Genomic DNA, 17342 nt, shown 5'->3' on the forward strand with positions numbered 1-17342 from the left:
GCTCCGACGCACTACTTGCGGAGCCGATCCCCTTGCGGGAATTGGATGACCGCGTGCCCGCCAGCGACTTTGGAAAGGGCGCGCGAAAAGCTGTCCTCGAAGTTCGCCTCGTCCACCGGTTCGGCTTTAACGGCGAGATTTCCCGTCGCAATTCGCGTGACCTTGCTGCGGACGGGAGCGCGCGCGCGTTTGGGGCGGTCCGCATTGGCGTAAAGATCGGCGAGCTGCTGGGCGGTCAGCTTGGTGTGAGCGGCACGCTCGGCGGCGACCGCCTTCTGGTAATCGCCTCTCGCCCTGGCGTGCTGCCGCGCAGCTTCCGCGTCGTGGAAACCAGCATCTTCGACACAGGGCGCGTCGCAGATGAGGACGTTGTCGAGGTCGTAGACCTTGATGTCCTTCTGCAGATGATCGGGGTCGAAGCGGATGATGACCTTGCGGCCGGCATAGCCGGTGAGGGCCGGGGACCAATAGCGATTGCCATGCAGATGGATTTCGCCGTTCGGCTTCCGCGCCCTAAAGGCCTCCGAGGCGAGCAACCAGAGCGAACGCTGCGCGGCGGTTGCCGTGCGAACGATCGTGCCGGGGTCCGCGATGCTCGCCTCGAAAGTCTCGTCGAAGCTGCGGCCATTGCAGTTGGCGGATTTGCGACCCGGCCGGGCGTTGTGCTCGGCCATCTGCTCGTCGACATGGGCGATGAAGGTTTCGAGCGGAATGGCCTTCGAACCGTAGTTTTCCGGCTTCGCGTCCGGTCGGTTACCGGTATAGGCGCCGGCACAAAGCGGATGCCGGGCGATATCGTCCGTCAGGTCTCGAAAGGCCCGTTCGATCGGCTTCGACTGACCGGAGAATGGCTTGGTGAACTGCAGCTCTACGCCGAGCGTCGTCAGCAGGCCGCGCGGGTCTTCCTCGCGGATCTTGAAGCGATACCGGGTGGCGGAACCGCCTGTAATCCATTTGCTGGTGAAGGCTCGACCATTGTCGAGCGTGATCATGTCCGGGATGCCGAACCGCTCGACCATGTCGCCGATCGCCAGCCGCACAGTCTCCTTGTTCTCGCTGTCGGAAATCCGCCAGGCAACGAACTTGCCGGAATAAAGATCCTGCAGCGCCACCATATAGACGCGGCCGATGCGCCCGTCGGGGAACTGGACGAACACGTCAAAGCGGTGACCGTCCATGTTGACCGCCTGCATGGCGTGGAGATGGGAACGGGTGCGGCGCTGCGGCGGAAAGAGCGCCTTCAGCTTTTGTCGGCCATCGCGTGCGGCAATCTGGACCGCCTCCGGGACCTCGTGGTCAAAACGGCGGCGCAAGGCCCGTTCGCTGGGAATGGGCAGCCATTTCCTTTTCTTGGCAAGCTTCGCGACACGGCGATAGCAGGCCGAAAATGTCGGCTTTTCCGGTCTCAGATAATCGCTCTTCAGCGCCTCCCAGGCATCCGCGTGGCATTCGGCCCAGGTGCCTTCCTTGCGATAGGTGGGAGCGAGCGCCGCAAGCCAATCTTCCCGATCGTGGCTCGCGACCATCTTCCGCCACTCGTAAACGGCGGACTTCTCGATACCGGCTCTCCGGCACGCCATTGCGACGGCTGCCCGTGCTGTAAGGCCATCGGCTTCAAAATCTTCGATCATTCGAAGCACCTTCAAACGCGCTTCGCAGATGGCTTTGTGCTCTTTCGAGAGCCTCTCGAACTGCCTCCAGACAGCGGCCTTCTCCTCCTTCCGGAGATTGCGATCGTCGTTTGCGGGAGCAGAATGCACCACCAGAAGCCGGTTTTGCGCCGTCTTCGGCAGCAGGGAGAGATGATAGACCCAGACCGGCTTGGTCTTGCCTGGCACCCGCTTCGCCAGGCGCTCGTCACCGCGCCAGCGGGCGCGGGCAAGCTTGTCGAGGCTGGAGGCGTCGCGCGGCAGGTCCGGCAGATTTGCGGATGCAAGTTCGGCGACTGTGAAAAACTCTTTCATGGCTTTCCACCTTGTCTTGCGGCCATGTAGGCGCGGAAGTCGGCCTCGTGGGCCTTGACGAACTTCAGCGTGTCCAGGGCTGCGCGCAGATGTTCCTGCTGCAGTTCACGCGCCGACCGGTTTGCCCAGGACGCGAAATTGTTGTCGGCAACGGTCTGCACCGCTGCGATCTGACTGAGGAGTGAGATTTTCCCCGCCATTTAAAGCCCCCGCCGTTTGATGTTGATCGGAGTGGATCGAAGGGTTTTGAGCTGCTGCTGCAGCTCGCGTTGCTGCTGCTGGAGACGGGCAATTTCCGCGAGACGGGCTTCGTCGCCTTCCAGGATCGTCAGGCCGTCCTCGGAGACGACGAAATCCCAAAGCCAGACAGCGCCGGTTGCGCGGACGAAAGCCTTGAAGCGCACGAGGCTGACGTCATGAGTGGTCTTGCTCTCGGCAGTGTAGGAATCGAGCGTCGTCTTGGAGAGGTTCGGCAGGCCGAGATATTGCGCCATGCGGGCGGCAACCACTTCGCGGCTGTGCGGGCATTCGCGGATCGCGCGGGCCATTTGGCGTTTCAGCTTCGCCCGAAACTGCTCGATATCGATCGTCGTGGTTGGCGAGCGGACGGGAAACAGCGGCTCGAGGAAGAAATCGAGTTGGGCAGGATGTGTCGTCATTCGGCGGCCTCCGCACGGATTTGCTGCATGAGCGGGTCGCCGCCTTCGCCAAGGCCGATATGGTCGAGGAACTGCCGGCGCGTTTCCTCGCTGGCATCCTCCCAGGCGGTGACGAGGCGCGACAGAAGCTCGGCCTGTTTTGCCTTGGCGTTGGGGAGGGGAGGCGGCGGCTCGACGAGGGCGAGCGCCTTCTTGAAATCCGGCTCGGCACGAAGCGCGACCGCTGCCCGCCGCTGCTTCTGCGGCTCCATTTTCGCGATCTTCAGAAGGGCGGATTGATTGTCCGCTACTGGAGTGCCGCGCACGGCGGCGCGGACATCGGGATGCAGGCTCTTGGCGATATTGCCAAGACGCTCGATCGCCCGACGCGATAGTCCCATGCGCTCGGCGACATGAAGCGAAAAACTTCCTGCCTCTGCCTCGTCGGCAAATAATTGCGACAAGTTGGCGCAATTTCCCGGACGGCCTGGCTCGACCTTTCCGTGCTTCTGCTCCCAGATTTCCCGGTACGACTGGACGAATATCGCCCTGTCGATGACCGACAGCTCGTTGCGAAAGAGGTTTTCGGTGATCTCGATCAGCTGCGCCTCGGCCTTGTCGCCTTCGACGATCATGGCCTCGATCTCGGTGTCTTCGTTGAGGATGCAGGCCCGCAGGCGATGTGCACCGGCAACCAACGTGAACCTGCCGCCCTTGGCGTTCGGCGTCAGCCGCACCGTGATCGGGTTGATCAGGCCATGCTCGACGATGCTTTGGGCGATCGCGAGCGCCTGATCTTCCTCGACCGCGCGCAGGCGTTCGGGAACCACGATGTCGGAAATGAGAATGCGCTTGAACTCGGCCATTATGCGACGTCTTTTTCTTGTTCGGTCTGAAACAGGATGAGGGAGTGGGCGCGCCTGGCGATCGTCGCGTAATGGGCGGCGAAACGCGGGCTTTCCTTGCGGCGCTCAATGGTCCGCAGCGCCCGGTTTATCGCTTCACGGGAACGGTCCTCGACTTCGACGACCCGGCGCTTCGGCCATTTGAACTCGCGCACCATCAGGTGCATGACGATCTGGCGGGCCAGTGCGGCGTCGAACCACTGATGTGGCGGGTCGACGATGTCGCGGATGGCGAGATGCGGGAAACCTTCGCGGGTCGCCGCAAAGCAGGCATGAAGATGCGCTTCATAGAGCGCCTTCTGATCGAACGTGTTGATCATGCCGACACCTGGACAAAAACGGCCGCGATCGCGGCCACCAGGCCGGCTACAGCAATGCCAAAAATCATGATGAGATCAGCCACGCGGCAGATCGGCGAATGCGAGGGGATGAAGGGGTTTTTCATGTCTAGGCCGCCTTGCGGTTTTGGCGTTGCGCCATGGTGGCGGGCCGGACATAGTTTTCAGCGGGTTGAGGCGATTTCCGCAGACCGGAGGCGTGGTAACGCGTCCGCCAGAGAAATTCTGGCCGTGTGCCGAGAGCTGCAGCGATCGCCCGCTCACCTTTCACGTTGGGCTCCCGGAGCGTCGTTCCGGACGTCCCGCGTGGAAGGCTGTAGTCACGATCGATCTTGAGGAGGGTGAGGCCCGCCGCAAAGAGCTTGCTCTTGATGGCGGTCATCTCGGCAATCTTGGGGTCAGATTTATGGGTCTGCTTGTCGGCCTGCTGGCGCCGGTGCATAGTGGGTCCTCGTGGTGATGAGGGAGGCCCTGGCCGGCCTCCCTTTTCATGGGGTGTTTGGTCCGTATTTATGGAGAGATTACGTAATTATTCAGTTTGGTCAACGTAAAAATTAATCACACTGAATTTTTGCGTCTTTGGCGATGCAGAACACGTTTGGGGAGCGCCTGAAGGAGCTTCAGGGGGATATGCGAGACGCTGATTTTTCACGCAAAGTTGGCGTGAAGGTTCAGACGCTCAAAATGTACGAGAGAGGTTCGCTTCCGAGCGTGGAGATCGCTGCGAGGATCGCGGACGCCTGTGACGTGTCGCTAGATTGGCTCACCGGTCGATCGCTCGAACGTAATTATTCATTGCCGCTTCCAGTGGATCCCGGCAACATCGTTCGCCTCCCGCGATTCGACGCACGGGCATCGGCAGGCAATGGTCTGGTCGCCGTCAACCAGATGCCAATCGGCGATGTCGCCTTCGCTCGTGAGTTTCTTCGCAACCTTGGCGCTAACCCCGAATACTGCTATATCCTTGAGGCGAGGGGGGATTCCATGTGGCCGACGATCCCGGATGGCGCGCTGTTGATAGCCGACGCTTCAAAAACAGAGGTCGACGACGGTCGCATCTATCATTTCAACGTCACGGATAAAGTGCTGGTAAAGCGCGCGCGTTGGGCCATGGACGGAAAGCTCTATCTGACCTCGGACAACCAGGCGGCCGGCTATCAGCCAGAGGTTTTCACCGCCGATCGCGTGCACGAACTGTCGGTTGGCGGTCGGATCATGTTCACCGGCCATGCACCGATGCCCGTTAGATAATGAAAACAAGCTTATCGAATACCGGATTGAGGCAAATATGGAATTTCACTCTGCAAGGATCGACAAGAAAATAATGGGCATTAACTGCCTGATCGAGATGTCCGTTAAGGAATATTATCAGTTTGCGCAGAACATTTTGGATAAAAATGAATATCAGCGCACAAAAGTAAAGTCTGCTGCCAAAACATATGAGCTTCTGGAGCGGGATATGATCGCAGGATGCGTCATCCCGCCAATCATTCTTTCCATAACGGGTGATATTTCTAAAAAATACGACGCGCTGGTGCGCAGTTGTTTGGAGAAGGACATTGATGAAGAACGGAAAGGGCAGTTGGAGCTTGCTGTCGATGAGGCGTTCGCTACGTCAAGTGTGATGATTTTGGATGGTCTTCAGCGGACCTACACAATTAAATCGATCATGGACGGAAATCTGGCTGACGGTAAGCTAGACGCCTTCCTTGCCACGATGATCCGCTTCGAGGTCTATCTTGGTCTGTCCAAGCAAGGCATCCTTTACAGGATGCTAACCCTCAACACTGGGCAAACCCCAATGTCCTTTCGACATCAACTCGAGATATTGTATAAAGATTACATCGATGCGGATGAGCTTCCCGATGGTATAAAGGTCTATCGTGAAGTTGATGAGGCTCGTGCGAGGGGTATTTCAAAATACAAATATTCGGATGTCGTGGACATGTTTTACGCCTTTTCAACCGCAAGCCCTATGCCGTATGACAAGCAGGCTCTTGTAGGGACGTTGAAAGAAATGGAGTTCCTGGAGAGTTACAAATTTGAGGAGAAGGGGGATGAAATGACCCGTCTTCTGGTATTGCACAACAAGTTTGTAATTAAGGTTTCAAAAATATCGAACGACTGGACCTATAATGCCGAGCGGTTTCCAGATGGGACCAAGCCGTTCGGCACGAATATCGAAGCAATATTTACCAAAGCTCAATCAATGGCTGGATTTGGGGCAGAATGTAAGCGGCTGATCGAACATGGCTTGATTAAGGACCTGGACGGAATCGCTCTCATCATCGATGGACTTCGCTTTTCCGAAGCGCCGGAAGAGTCGATGGATCTTCTAATCCTCTCGCTGGCAGAAGTTTCAGGCAAGGCGAAGAAGATTGGCGATGCCCAACGTCTATATTTTCAGCTTGGTTTCCGGGCGCTATTCACCGAGGCCTTTGAAACGGCCCAGGATATGAGCAAAGCGTGGGTTCGCGGACAGGAAGCTTACGGCATGATGTATGGAAGTTGAGCTGTTCCAATGCTTAGCAGCGGAAAAATTGAAGAAGTCGTGGGAGAGAGCATTTCTCTTCGCTTCAATATTCAAGATGTCGACTTTCAAGGCGAAAAGCTCTTTATTTTCACGCACAAACTTCCGCTAGCGGAGTTGCAGAAGGAGGGTAAAGGCGCGTTCCCGGATTCATCTTTCGTCATGTACCCGTGTTTCACAGGGCGTGACGAATCGGGAGCATTCCGGAAGATCATTACCAATAAGAAGCGAGTAGGTTGGCTCGTTCCCGTTAACTACTTTGCCGAGCCCGATCTGTATCTAGACGAGCCCTTTCTGTTGGACTTTGCTTATGCTGGAATGCGGCAAGCTCTAATTAATCCTTCACTCCTGTCGTTTTCTGAAGCCGAAGCACTGATACGAGGAGGCGTTAGCGAAGCTCCTTTAGAAAGCCTATTTTCCCCATTTTTGTCGTTTTGCGTGCTATCGCGTCAGGTTCTCGAGGAAGAGGGCCTTCAGTTTAATCACTGTTACTACAGCTTGAAGCGCCAAGGAGTGTTCATTCTTTCGAATAGAAGGGAACTCGAAGTTTGCTCCGGATTCATCAACGACGGGTCGCTTCTGACGCCTTACGATGATTTGTTTATGAGCGCCGAACCTACCTCGTTGAAGATTTGCGCTCCATCCTCCACCATCGCGGCTCATCTCAATGAATTTACGCGTATCGTTCAGCCGACGGCATTGAATCTCACATCTCCTTGGACTTACCTCAGCTACTACCAGGTGCTCGAAATGCTCATTGAGGATGTTCTGTCGAAAGAGGTTCGGCAGATTGCTCAAGAGCAATTGACCGCCTGGGAGCTACGAAAGCGGCTTGCCGAAATATCCGGAGAGAAAAAGCGGCTCCATATAGTGAACAGCGTTACCACCGGTAGACAGAGGGCCACATTCGATCGCCTTCATGCGCTTTGCGTGCAACTCTTGGATACCTGCGGGGAAACTACCGACGGAAAAGACGACTGGGTGGCCTCGATGTATGCTTGTCGGAATTTGATAGTGCATAATCAGCTTTCTGTGTATCGGTCCGGCGCCGAGGGTCAGATGCCGGCGATAAACATATTTATGATGAAGGCTGTCCTCGATATAATGTTCAATTACAAGTGACCTGGCTGAGATGGGCGAGCTTCCCGCCGAGGCGCCCTCGCGGACGCAAACATTGGTGGAATCTCTGGAGTCGTTGAATTCGTCTAAGCAATTGGTTCTGTATGGATATTCTCAGTTTTTATATTCCTCTTTAGGCGCGCAATTCTTTTTTGCTCTTGAGCGCCGGAAACGGATTCGAACCGCAGGGTAGGGGGCAATTCCCTGCTTTCAGGGAATCGCTTGATTTGAAACGGTTTTCGAAGGGCGCGAAGAAGCTTCATGGGCGATTTGAGGGCCTTTTGAAGTCACGCGGTGGTCTGGCCTAAACATTGGCACTGTTGTGACGATTTCCCGGATTTATGCTGGCGCGAACGGATCGCCGACCACCGTCGCAGCAGGTCCAGAGGCCTTCAATTTCAAGGCTTCCCGCTATTTCCCGCCTTTTCCCGGAGATTCCCGCCAATTCCGGAACTCACCGTCTTCCTACAGGCGGACCCGCGCCAGCATCGGCGCGTACTCAAGAACGAACAGGCCGAACGAGATCAACCAGGCCAAACCGGCCAGCGCGTAGACCGTGTTCAGGTGTTCCGGGAAAAACGCGGCGCTCGGTCTCAAAAGCGCGCTCAGCACGATTGCTCCATAGGATGCGACGGTCGCCCGCGAGGCGGTCAACACCCGTCCGGTATGGCCCCGGCTCGCCCTGGTCATGACGGCCAGCATCATGGTTGCCACGGTTCCGACGCTCAGCACGTGAATTGCGGAAGTCTCATCGAAGAGACCGAGGGCGGCGATCGCGATGGCGGCGAACCCCAGCGGCACGAAGAGATAGGCGATGTGAAGGATCGTCACCAGCATTTCCGCAGTCGTCGTCCAGCCCCGCCAGCGTCCAAGCCTTGCCGCGTGCATCACCGCCGCAAGCCCCGCGACTGCTGCCACAACCGGACCATCACCCAGAACCACCCAGCTCGCCAATGCGGCCACTCCGCACAAGATTGCAGCAGTATCGAAGTGATTGTAGGCGACGGGGAAATCCGTTCGACCCGTCTTGTTGATCCAGTTGCGGGTGAAACTGGGGATGATTCGCCCGCCCACGATGAGGATCATCGAGACATAGGCCGATAGTGCAAGCTTGATTCCGAGGGAAGGGTGCTGTCCGGCTATTGCGTCGAGATGGAACAGGATGTTTGCAGTGGAGAGTGCCAGCAAACCACCGATAACCTTCAGATCCTTCCATTTCTTCCCGGCGACCACTTCACGTACGCAGATGAAGAGGAGGAGGGGCAGGAAGGCACCATCGGCCAGGACGGCTGCCATAACGCCAATGGTGTCGGCGAGCAGGAAGCCCAACCTGCCGGCGACCCAGACGAGAAAGAGAAAGACAAGCGGCCAGCCGGAGACGGGCAGCCTGCCGGTCCAATTGGGAACCGCGGTCAACAGGAAACCGGCAAGCACGGCGCTTGCATAGCCGAACAGCATCTCATGCGCGTGCCAATGGACAGTGCCATAGGACGACGCCACCTCGATCATCCCGCCCAAGCTTGCTATCCATAAAGACATCGCCGCAACCGCCCAGAGCGCAGCCGAGAGGAAGAACGGCCTGAAGCCGTAGGAGAAGATCACGGGGGCGGTCGGCGACAGGCCGCGCGGGATACCTCCGCGGCGAGCTTGCTGGGAGGAAAGATCAGTCATGGCGAAATTCCTTCAATCGATGCCCGATCTATCTCCCGCCTTTGTTTTCCGGTCTTTGCTAAGACGCAAGCAAACAAGGGAAAGTTTGTTGCACATCAAAGAAGATACGCAGGACCCATCCTAGCCTCTCTTTCAACAGGACGGCGATCAACTCCGCCCTTTGCTTCAAAGGAGAGGCACCATGACTGACAAATTGCAGATGACCAGACGCTCGATTTTGGCAGGGGCCGCCTTCGTGGGGGCCATGACTCCGATCGTACAGGCTTCTTTCGCGAATGCGGATGAGACCCCGCCGGCCAAGATGAACCCGACCGACCTTTCGGCGCTGCGCCGGGTGAAGGTCGATCTCGTCAAGCCGCCGTTCGTGCACGCCCACACCCAGAAGGCAGATGGCCCGCCGAAGATCGTCGAATTCACCCTGACGATCCAGGAGAAGAAGATGGTGATCGACAAGGAAGGCACGGAGATCAATGCCATGACCTTCGACGGATCGGTTCCGGGACCGTTGATGGTGGTGCATCAGGGCGACTATGTCGAGCTGACGCTGATCAATCCTGAAACGAACGAACTGCAACACAACATCGACTTCCATTCGGCGACGGGTGCCTTGGGCGGCGGCGCGCTGACCATCGTCAACCCCGGTGAAAAGGCAGTCCTGCGTTTCAAGGCGACCAAGGCCGGCGTCTTCGTCTACCATTGCGCACCTCCCGGAATGGTGCCGTGGCATGTCACATCGGGCATGAACGGCGCGATCATGGTCCTGCCTCGTGAGGGCCTGAGCGACGGCCACGGCAAGGAGCTCGTCTACGACAAGGTCTACTATGTCGGCGAACAGGACTTCTACGTTCCGCGCGACGAAGCCGGTAACTTCAAGAAGTACGACAGCGCCGGCGAAGCCTTTGAGGATACGCTCAAGGTCATGCGGAGCCTCACACCGACCCATATCGTCTTCAACGGTGCGGTCGGCGCCCTGACCGGTGAAAACGCTCTGACCGCTGCGGTCGGGGAAAAAGTGCTGATCGTCCATTCGCAGGCCAATCGCGATACCCGCCCGCACCTCATCGGCGGACACGGCGACTATGTCTGGGCAACCGGCAAGTTCAACAATGTCCCCGATCGGGATCAGGAAACCTGGTTCATTCCGGGCGGCACGGCCGGTGCGGCGTTCTACACCTTCGAACAGCCCGGCATCTATGCCTATGTCAACCATAACCTGATCGAGGCCTTCGAGCTGGGCGCGGCGGCACACTTCAAGGTCACCGGCGACTGGAACGACGATCTGATGACTTCGGTCGTCGCTCCGACCGGAAGCTGATTTCGACATGCGGGGCGGGGTGATGCCTGCCCCGCATGTCCCTCGAACAGACGCGCTTCCTCCGGAAGCGACAGTTTCGCCCGAGGAGGCGAACATGTCATGCACGAACCAAAAGCCAAAAAACTCGCTCTTCCGTACCGCGCTTCCGATCACGCTGATCGCCGCTTTATCCGTGGGTATCTTCCAGCAGGCGGGCCTCTTCGAACCATCTCCCCCAACGAGCGTGGACTTTGAGCCGCAAACGGTTGTCGTGCCGTCGCGCGCCTATAAATACAGAAGCGACGGCGAATTCATGAAGGGTACGGCGCCGGTCGATGCGCCGATGAAGGCCGTGGTTGCCGCTGATAACCTCACCATCACGAAATATCAGGTCACAGCATCGCAGTATGCCGCCTGCGTGCTTGATGGCGGCTGTGCCCCAGCCGATGCGCCGCCGGTCACCGGTGTCGAGATCCCCGTGACCGGCGTCAGCTTCGACGATGCAGTGGCCTATGCCCGCTGGTTATCCGACAAGACCGGCGACTATTGGACGCTTCCCACCGATGAGCAGCTTGCGCAGGCCGCAGGCAAGCGCTTTCCCGATGATGCACTCGGGCTGGATCCCGACAACAAAAATCCAGCGATCCGCTGGATCGCCGACTACGAACGCGAGGCGCGGGAAAGATCCAAGCGCGATCCCGTGCCGCGACCGATCGGCAGTTTCGGGGAAAACGAATTCGGTCTGGCCGATTTCGGCGGGAATGTGTGGGAATGGACATCCACCTGCCACCGACGCGTCCATCTCTACAAAAACGGTTCGGTCCGCGCCTCGGAGGCGATATGCGGCGTGTATGTCACGGTCGCCGGCCATCGTTCACCGGTGAGTTCCTTCATCCGCGATCCGAAAGGCGGGGGGTGCTCGGTCGGAACTCCACCCGACAATCTCGGCTTCCGTCTTGTCAAATCGACTCGGTGGTATGCGCCTCTACTGCGGAAGCTGCGCGATACAGGTTGGATCGCCTGAATGCGCATGCGCGGCAATGCCGTGCCTTCGATCTCGCCGTGGGTTGTGCTAAGGTCGCTCCGAAACGAGTGGTCCGATTCCGATATTTGCATCCAGATGCCGCGGCTCCTCGGCAAATGTCGGAAACAAGGGTCCGCTGCAGGAGCGCACGCCGTTGAAGATCGACAAAAGCCTCGTCCGAACCTTCCCCCTATTCGAGAAGATGGAGGATGCCGACACGGAAGCCCTTCTGGCTCATGCGGTCCCCCGCCGGGTGCCGGCCGGTGAAGCCGTCTTCGAACAGGGCGCGGCTGCGATGCATTTCTATCTTCTTCTGCACGGTCGGCTGAAAGTCACGCAGGTCACCGAGGACGGCCAGCAGATCATCGTTCGGGTCGTCCATCCCGGCGACCTTTTCGGTTTTGCCAAAGCGCTCCTGCGCACCGATTATCCGGGTACCGCGACCGCCGTCGCTGAAAGTATTGCGCTTTCCTGGCCCACGGAGCTATGGCCCCAGTTCGTCGATCGGAATCCGCGCCTTGCCGTCACTGCGATGCAGACGATCGGGCAGCGCCTGGAGGAGGCCCATGCCCGCATTCGGGAGATATCCACCCAGGAGGTCGAACGGCGGGTGGCTCATGCAGTTCTGAGGCTCGTCAAGCAGGCAGGCAGGAAGGAAGGGGGCGCCGTGCGCATCGACTTTCCCATCTCCCGGCAGGATATCGCCGAGATGACGGGCACCACGCTCCACACCGTATCCCGGATCATGAGTGCATGGGAGGCGAAAGGCCTTGTCGAAGGCGGACGCCAGAAGCTTCTGGTAAAGGATGCCGAGGGTCTGCTCGCACTGGCAGAAAGCGCCAAAGAATAGGGGGAGGGAGTTGGTATGAAATTTGCGATGCGTCAAAGAACGCTTCCGTCTACGCGATAGAGTGGCTCCAACAGAGGCACGAGGCCTCTCGAAAGGAGCAAGACAATGAAGAATATTTTAGTTTCTCTGATCGGTGCGACAGTCATCGCCGCAGGGTGCGGAACCCTCGCTTCCGCCGCCGATTTTGAGGTCCACATGCTCAACAAGGGCAAGGACGGCGTGATGGTGTTCGAGCCGAGCTCGCTGAAGATTGCCAAGGGCGATACCGTGACCTTCGTCCCGACGGACAAATCCCATAACGCCGAGACCATCAATGGTCTCATTCCGGAAGGTGCAACGCCCTTCAAGGGCAAGATGAACGAGAGTGTCAAAGTCACCTTCGATGTCGAAGGCGCCTATGCCGTTAAATGCTCCCCGCATGTCGGCATGGGAATGATCGGTCTGATCGTCGTGGGCGACACACCGGCCAATCTGGATGCGATCAAGGCCGCCAAGCTGCCGAAAAAGGCACGTGAGCGCCTGGACGCGGACATCGCTGCAGCCGGCGTGTAAGCCGGCAGCGTACCGACGGCGGCTGCGCTCTCCTCCTCAGCCGTCGTCGGTGAAAGCTTGCAGTGCATGCTTGAAATGTCCGGGCCTGTCGGACACGCAGTCGGTAAGCTGAACCCGCCCTCACAGGTAATCAGGCGGGCTTTGAGCATCTCATGCTTAGCGAATTTTTCGGAGAGCTGGGTCGAACCCTGCATGCGTTCATCAAGCACCGCCTTCCGACCTGCGTGGCTATGCTCTGGCGGTCATGACGGTGTCCTCGGAATAGGTCTGTCGATATCCAGAAGGGCCATCGAGGCGCATGGTGGCGAGATATCGGTTGCGAGAAACGCCGCCGGAGGAGCAAGCTTCCGGTTCACTCTTCCCGTGTTTGCCGGCGAATATCACGATACGGACGGATGAAACACGATGTCCATGCGTCGGGCTCGGGAGCGTCATGGCGCCATCATCGAAGGATTCCACGGAGGATCGTAGGTCAATTCCACGTCGACGTTCGTCACGCCGATGACCGATCCGGCGCAAGCGCGAACGGCATCGGCCAAAAAGGCGGTGGCAGGGCAGCCTTTTGTCGTGGTGGTCATCATGATGTGAACATCGCCGGCAGGGCCTGCCTCAATCACGTAGATCAGGCCCATTTCGACGATACCGCGCCCTATCTCCGGATCGATGACCGATGAGAGCTGTTGCCTGATCCGCTCGATCACCTCTGCCTGCTGAAATGCCTCAGGCATTGGTCGCTCCAGGGCCTATGCGGATCATGATCCGGTAGGCGCTGCCGTCCCGATCGAAATTGCCCACCCATTGGTGGCCCCGGCGGGTAAGCTCCGGAAACAGGAAGACCGGCTCCCGCGAGAGCACGGCGAAGATGACTTCACCCGAGGTCAGCGCTTCGGCCTCCGAGAGAATCCGCTGCATCGGCTCGGGGGGATCGAGATCGGAAAGGTCCAGATCGACGGAAGGTTCCGCCCAGAGTTCCGGCGAGACCGCGTTTTCGGAGATTGCCACTTCCTCTTCCGTGCGTGGGACGAAGCGGACCTCAAAATCTCCATTGTCGAGCTCGACAACGTCATGGTCAAAACCCTTGCTGTCCATGACACGAAAGAGCGGCTGCGGTTCGAACGGCGCGAACAACCTGAGGCCTTCGCCTGGCTGCAATGCGCCGACCGCGCGCATGATTTCTTCGAACGGCTGGCCGCCGTTCTGCAGGATCGACCTCACATCGAGTTCCTTGAATTCCTGGGGCATTATGACCTCCCGTTGAAGCTTGGTAAAAACAGCCGAGATATGGCGTTACCTGTCGGCAGTTTGGTTGAGGCCGGGACCAAGGCAAGGCGTCGGGCCTGGATGAATTCAAATGCAAGAGCGCAGACGGCCATCAATTGGGCAATTGTAACCCATCTGAATACGTCCGGCACATCATGAATCAAAGCGATGGTCGCTATGCTTGTCGCGCCGAAGTAGAGCAGGAACCATACCGATGCGCGTCGTTCATTGACGAGGTCCTGTACGCGCGGCACGGGGGTCCGGCCGAGGACGGGGCCGTAGAACTCCAGCCAGGTCATGAACGCGACGATCTTGTAAAGCTGCCCAAGGCCCAGCCCCGTCAACCAGCCGAAGGTGAACAGATAGGCGATCGGGATCACCATATCCGCCACGTTGCCGATCGCAATCGAGACAGCGAAGAGAATGAAGGAAATAACCAGCATGGCGACGGCCACCAGGCTCGAAAGCACGTTCAGTTCCACGGACTTTCGCTTGCGTTCCTTGAAGATGGAATAGACATCTATCGCGTAGAGGAGGATGGCGGTTCCACCGATCGCCACGGCCACATCGAGCGGCCACTTTCGGCCCGTTCCGGCTCCGGCGAAGACGATATCGTACAGCACCGCCGCGAGAGCCGCGACCATCAACCAGCCGGCCGCGCGACTTGTGCTGCGGACTTTCTCCGGTGACAGCAGGAACATCGTCAGGAGACGATAGCTGACCCCGACAGCGGTGACGGTCATCCAGCCCACGAGGCCGAGATAGGCGTGTGCCGGTGCGGCTTCCAGCACCAGCCGGACGAGATATGAATTGTCGGTCAAGCCCGAAAGCGGAAGGGTGAAGAGCAATCCCATAACAGCGACGCCGATCAGCGGCGCGCAGCCAAGCGCGACGAACTTTGCCGGCAGGGAGAGCGGTCGGTTTGTGACGAGCGTGCCGATCACCATCCAGCAGAGGCTTGCGAAAGCAAACGTCAGAACGACGCCTCCAAACGGGAGCGTCCATGCCAGGAAGGGTAGGATGTCGGCCAGCCCGAGAAATCCGGTCAGCAGGAGAACAAGCCCGCCGATGGTCAGAAGCAGGGTGGGTAGGGCGAGATGGGGCGACTGCAATTGCCGGGAGGCAAGCACCGGCACGAATTGAAGCAGCGATCCGGCAAACAGGAGACCAAGCCAGCCAATCGCGATGAGGTGAATAATCACCAGTGATTCCGGAGCCTCGACAGGGACTGACGGATAACCGAAACCCGAAGCGGTCGAGGCCAGCCCGGCGGCCAGACAGATCAATGCCGCTGCGAAATAAGACATCGTCCAGCGGGAAATGGTGACGCCGGGCATGGCTTTGATCTTTCAATGACCACAGCAGCAGTCGCAGCCGGAACCCTTGGCTCTCTGGATCTCGACGCGCCAGACATCCGGCCCCTGTTCAAGGTATTGCCAGTCGAACTGTTCCGGATACCGGCTCTCGATTTGATAGTGCAACGGCCGCGGGTCATGATCGCTCGTGACATGCATGATGCAGCCAGGGGCGAGCGAGGTGAGCACGCCGAAGATTTTCGGGTGGCGTTCGGCAGGGGCGAGCGTCCTGACGTCGATGGAGGGTATCTCAATATCCGACATTGCGTTGTCCTTGGCCTTTTAAAACTGTCGCGGCGGCCTGGCCGATCCCGGCCGCGTTCAAGATTTAGCAGCGGTACAGACAGGGAAATTTGTGGCGGGACAAACATTTTGCAAAAATCAGAAAGAGCCTTGATTTCGCACAAAGAGCGAGCGGCACCGCTCCGTTAAACGCTTTCTAAAGTGACTTGGAAAGGTGCCAGACATGTCCGAAGCGATCATCGAAAAATATGGCGATGCGCGACTTCCGCGTTATACGAGCTATCCGACGGCTCCCAACTTCACTGCGGATTTCGACGCCGCCGTATATCCTTCCTGGCTCGAGGGGTTGCCCGAACGACAGTCTACGTCGCTTTACATCCACATCCCTTTCTGTCGGTCCATGTGCTGGTACTGCGGCTGTCATACTACGATCACCGAACGCGACGGGCCGATTCTCGACTATATCGAGACATTGCACCGGGAGATCGAACTTCTGGGATCCGCCAGAAACGGAAGCTTCAGCGTCGGGGAAATTCACTTTGGCGGCGGCACGCCTACCATTATCAAGCCGGACGAGTTCATCGCGCTGATGGATGCATTTCGCGACCGCCTTGGTTTTGCAGAAGCGGTCAATGCCGCCGTCGAAATCGATCCGCGAACCTTGACCGGTGAAATGGCGGTGGCGCTCGGAGAGTCTGGCGTCACCCGCGCGAGTCTTGGTGTGCAGAGCTTCGATCCGAGGGTCCAGAAGGCGATCAATCGTATTCAAAGCGTGGAAACGACGATGGCGACGGTGGAGCACCTTCGGCACAACGGCATCAATGCCATCAATTTCGACCTCATCTATGGTCTTCCCCACCAGACGGTCGAATCCTGCGTCAATACCGTCGAGGCAGCCATCCGCATGCGGCCGGATCGTCTTGCCGTTTTCGGATATGCACATATTCCAAGCTTCAAGAAGCATCAGCGTCTGATCGATGAGGCGACACTTCCCGACGTGCGGGAGCGAGCATTGCAGGCGGAAGCGATTGCCGAGGCTCTGGTAGCGGCGGGATATGTCCGAATCGGCCTCGACCATTTCGCGCTGCCGGGCGACGACCTCGCGCTGGCGCAGACCGAGGGGCGACTGCACAGGAACTTTCAAGGGTATACGACAGACGCTTGCGAGGCCCTGATAGGATTGGGGGCGTCTTCGATCGGCAAGCTGCCTCAGGGATATATTCAGAACGAGGTGCCGCCGGGCCTTTACGCGACCCGCGTGTCAAAGGGTGAATTGCCCGTCGCCAAGGGTTACCACCTCACGCCCGAGGACCGACTGCGCGGTGAAATCATCGAAAGACTGATGTGCGACTTTGCGGTGGACGTGGCTGCGCTCGCGACGGCGCAGGGCTTTGACGCGGATCTCCTCTTAAGCGGCAACGATCGGCTCGACAAACTGGAGCGAGACGGTTTGATCGAACGTGAAGGTGGATTTGTCAGGGTCTCGGAAGAGCATCGTTTCATCGTGAGGGCCGCGGCCTCCGCATTCGATGCCTATCTGAATAAAAGCGGTCGGTCGTTCAGCAAGGCGGCCTGAACTGCCCTCTTGTCGAGGCGGCA

The 17342-nt window shown here is 58.4% G+C and carries 20 protein-coding genes and 1 pseudogene; 9 read left to right on the forward strand and 12 right to left on the reverse strand.

Going from position 1 to position 17342, the window contains the following annotated elements; all coding sequences use genetic code 11:
* Positions 1-11 precede the first annotated feature (11 nt).
* Genes J2046_RS14950 through J2046_RS14975 form a run of 7 tightly spaced genes read right to left on the reverse strand, consistent with a single transcriptional unit; the run spans position 12 to position 4287 of the window.
* Positions 12-1964 carry a transposase domain-containing protein gene (locus tag J2046_RS14950; protein WP_210053027.1) on the reverse strand — a complete coding sequence of 651 codons (1953 nt, stop codon included), beginning with the start codon at positions 1962-1964 and terminating at the stop codon, positions 12-14.
* A complete protein-coding gene (locus tag J2046_RS14955; RefSeq protein ID WP_210053029.1) occupies positions 1961-2164 on the reverse strand; it encodes a hypothetical protein in 204 nt (67 codons plus the stop codon). The genes J2046_RS14950 and J2046_RS14955 overlap by 4 nt, the downstream gene beginning before the upstream one ends.
* A complete protein-coding gene (locus J2046_RS14960; RefSeq protein ID WP_210053031.1) occupies positions 2165-2623 on the reverse strand; it encodes a hypothetical protein in 459 nt (152 codons plus the stop codon).
* Complete coding sequence (locus J2046_RS14965; RefSeq protein WP_210053033.1) at positions 2620-3468, reverse strand: ParB/RepB/Spo0J family partition protein; 849 nt, start codon at positions 3466-3468, stop codon at positions 2620-2622. Before J2046_RS14965 ends, J2046_RS14960 begins: the two co-directional genes overlap by 4 nt.
* Positions 3468-3827, reverse strand: a complete 360-nt coding sequence (locus tag J2046_RS14970; protein WP_210053035.1) for a hypothetical protein — start codon at positions 3825-3827, stop codon at positions 3468-3470. The genes J2046_RS14965 and J2046_RS14970 overlap by 1 nt, the downstream gene beginning before the upstream one ends.
* Positions 3824-3952 carry a hypothetical protein gene (locus tag J2046_RS34140; RefSeq protein ID WP_267950842.1) on the reverse strand — a complete coding sequence of 43 codons (129 nt, stop codon included), beginning with the start codon at positions 3950-3952 and terminating at the stop codon, positions 3824-3826. The genes J2046_RS14970 and J2046_RS34140 overlap by 4 nt, the downstream gene beginning before the upstream one ends.
* A 2-nt stretch (positions 3953-3954) precedes the next feature.
* Complete coding sequence (locus tag J2046_RS14975; RefSeq protein ID WP_210053038.1) at positions 3955-4287, reverse strand: helix-turn-helix domain-containing protein; 333 nt, start codon at positions 4285-4287, stop codon at positions 3955-3957.
* 143 nt (positions 4288-4430) lie between these two features.
* Here J2046_RS14975 and J2046_RS14980 point away from each other — a divergent pair, with 143 nt between their 5' ends.
* The 3 genes from J2046_RS14980 to J2046_RS14990 are packed head-to-tail and all read left to right on the forward strand — an operon-like array spanning position 4431 to position 7497.
* Positions 4431-5096: a S24 family peptidase gene (locus J2046_RS14980; RefSeq protein WP_233469793.1), complete on the forward strand. Its 666-nt coding sequence runs from the start codon at positions 4431-4433 to the stop codon at positions 5094-5096.
* A 37-nt stretch (positions 5097-5133) separates the two neighbouring features.
* The gene (locus J2046_RS14985) at positions 5134-6357 is read left to right on the forward strand and encodes a hypothetical protein (protein ID WP_210053039.1); all 1224 of its coding nucleotides are present in this window, start codon (positions 5134-5136) and stop codon (positions 6355-6357) included.
* Positions 6358-6366: 9 nt separating this feature from the next.
* Positions 6367-7497, forward strand: a complete 1131-nt coding sequence (locus J2046_RS14990; RefSeq protein WP_210053041.1) for a hypothetical protein — start codon at positions 6367-6369, stop codon at positions 7495-7497.
* 462 nt (positions 7498-7959) lie between these two features.
* Here J2046_RS14990 and J2046_RS14995 read toward each other — a convergent pair whose 3' ends face one another.
* Complete coding sequence (locus J2046_RS14995; protein WP_210053043.1) at positions 7960-9165, reverse strand: NnrS family protein; 1206 nt, start codon at positions 9163-9165, stop codon at positions 7960-7962.
* A gap of 181 nt (positions 9166-9346) precedes the next feature.
* Between J2046_RS14995 and nirK the strand changes: the two genes are divergently transcribed.
* The 5 genes and pseudogenes from nirK to J2046_RS34240 form a co-directional block, all read left to right on the forward strand.
* A complete protein-coding gene (nirK, locus tag J2046_RS15000; protein WP_210053045.1) occupies positions 9347-10480 on the forward strand; it encodes a copper-containing nitrite reductase in 1134 nt (377 codons plus the stop codon).
* 94 nt (positions 10481-10574) lie between these two features.
* Positions 10575-11483 (forward strand): SUMF1/EgtB/PvdO family nonheme iron enzyme, encoded by a 909-nt coding sequence (locus tag J2046_RS15005; RefSeq protein ID WP_210053047.1) that lies wholly within the window; start codon positions 10575-10577, stop codon positions 11481-11483.
* A 154-nt stretch (positions 11484-11637) separates the two neighbouring features.
* A complete protein-coding gene (locus tag J2046_RS15010; protein ID WP_037147826.1) occupies positions 11638-12333 on the forward strand; it encodes a Crp/Fnr family transcriptional regulator in 696 nt (231 codons plus the stop codon).
* A 105-nt stretch (positions 12334-12438) separates the two neighbouring features.
* Positions 12439-12885, forward strand: coding sequence for a pseudoazurin (locus tag J2046_RS15015; protein WP_210053049.1), 447 nt, complete (start codon positions 12439-12441; stop codon positions 12883-12885).
* A 255-nt stretch (positions 12886-13140) separates the two neighbouring features.
* A pseudogene (locus J2046_RS34240) lies at positions 13141-13284 on the forward strand (ATP-binding protein); the annotation flags it as partial.
* 32 nt (positions 13285-13316) lie between these two features.
* Here J2046_RS34240 and J2046_RS15020 read toward each other — a convergent pair.
* The 4 genes from J2046_RS15020 to J2046_RS15035 are packed head-to-tail and all read right to left on the reverse strand — an operon-like array spanning position 13317 to position 15764.
* On the reverse strand, positions 13317-13613 hold the full coding sequence (locus J2046_RS15020) for a metal-sulfur cluster assembly factor (RefSeq protein WP_210053051.1): 297 nt from the start codon (positions 13611-13613) through the stop codon (positions 13317-13319).
* The gene (locus J2046_RS15025; protein WP_210053052.1) at positions 13606-14127 is read right to left on the reverse strand and encodes a DUF2249 domain-containing protein; all 522 of its coding nucleotides are present in this window, start codon (positions 14125-14127) and stop codon (positions 13606-13608) included. The genes J2046_RS15020 and J2046_RS15025 overlap by 8 nt, the downstream gene beginning before the upstream one ends.
* On the reverse strand, positions 14127-15482 hold the full coding sequence (locus J2046_RS15030) for a hypothetical protein (protein WP_210053054.1): 1356 nt from the start codon (positions 15480-15482) through the stop codon (positions 14127-14129). The genes J2046_RS15025 and J2046_RS15030 overlap by 1 nt, the downstream gene beginning before the upstream one ends.
* Before the next feature lie 12 nt (positions 15483-15494).
* Positions 15495-15764: a DUF2249 domain-containing protein gene (locus J2046_RS15035; protein WP_210053056.1), complete on the reverse strand. Its 270-nt coding sequence runs from the start codon at positions 15762-15764 to the stop codon at positions 15495-15497.
* A 202-nt stretch (positions 15765-15966) separates the two neighbouring features.
* On the opposite strand from J2046_RS15035, the gene hemN reads away from it, so the two are divergent.
* The gene (gene hemN, locus J2046_RS15040) at positions 15967-17319 is read left to right on the forward strand and encodes an oxygen-independent coproporphyrinogen III oxidase (protein WP_210053058.1); all 1353 of its coding nucleotides are present in this window, start codon (positions 15967-15969) and stop codon (positions 17317-17319) included.
* Positions 17320-17342 lie beyond the last annotated feature (23 nt).

Source organism: Neorhizobium petrolearium, from assembly GCF_017873175.1.
GTDB classification, from domain to species: domain Bacteria; phylum Pseudomonadota; class Alphaproteobacteria; order Rhizobiales; family Rhizobiaceae; genus Neorhizobium; species Neorhizobium petrolearium.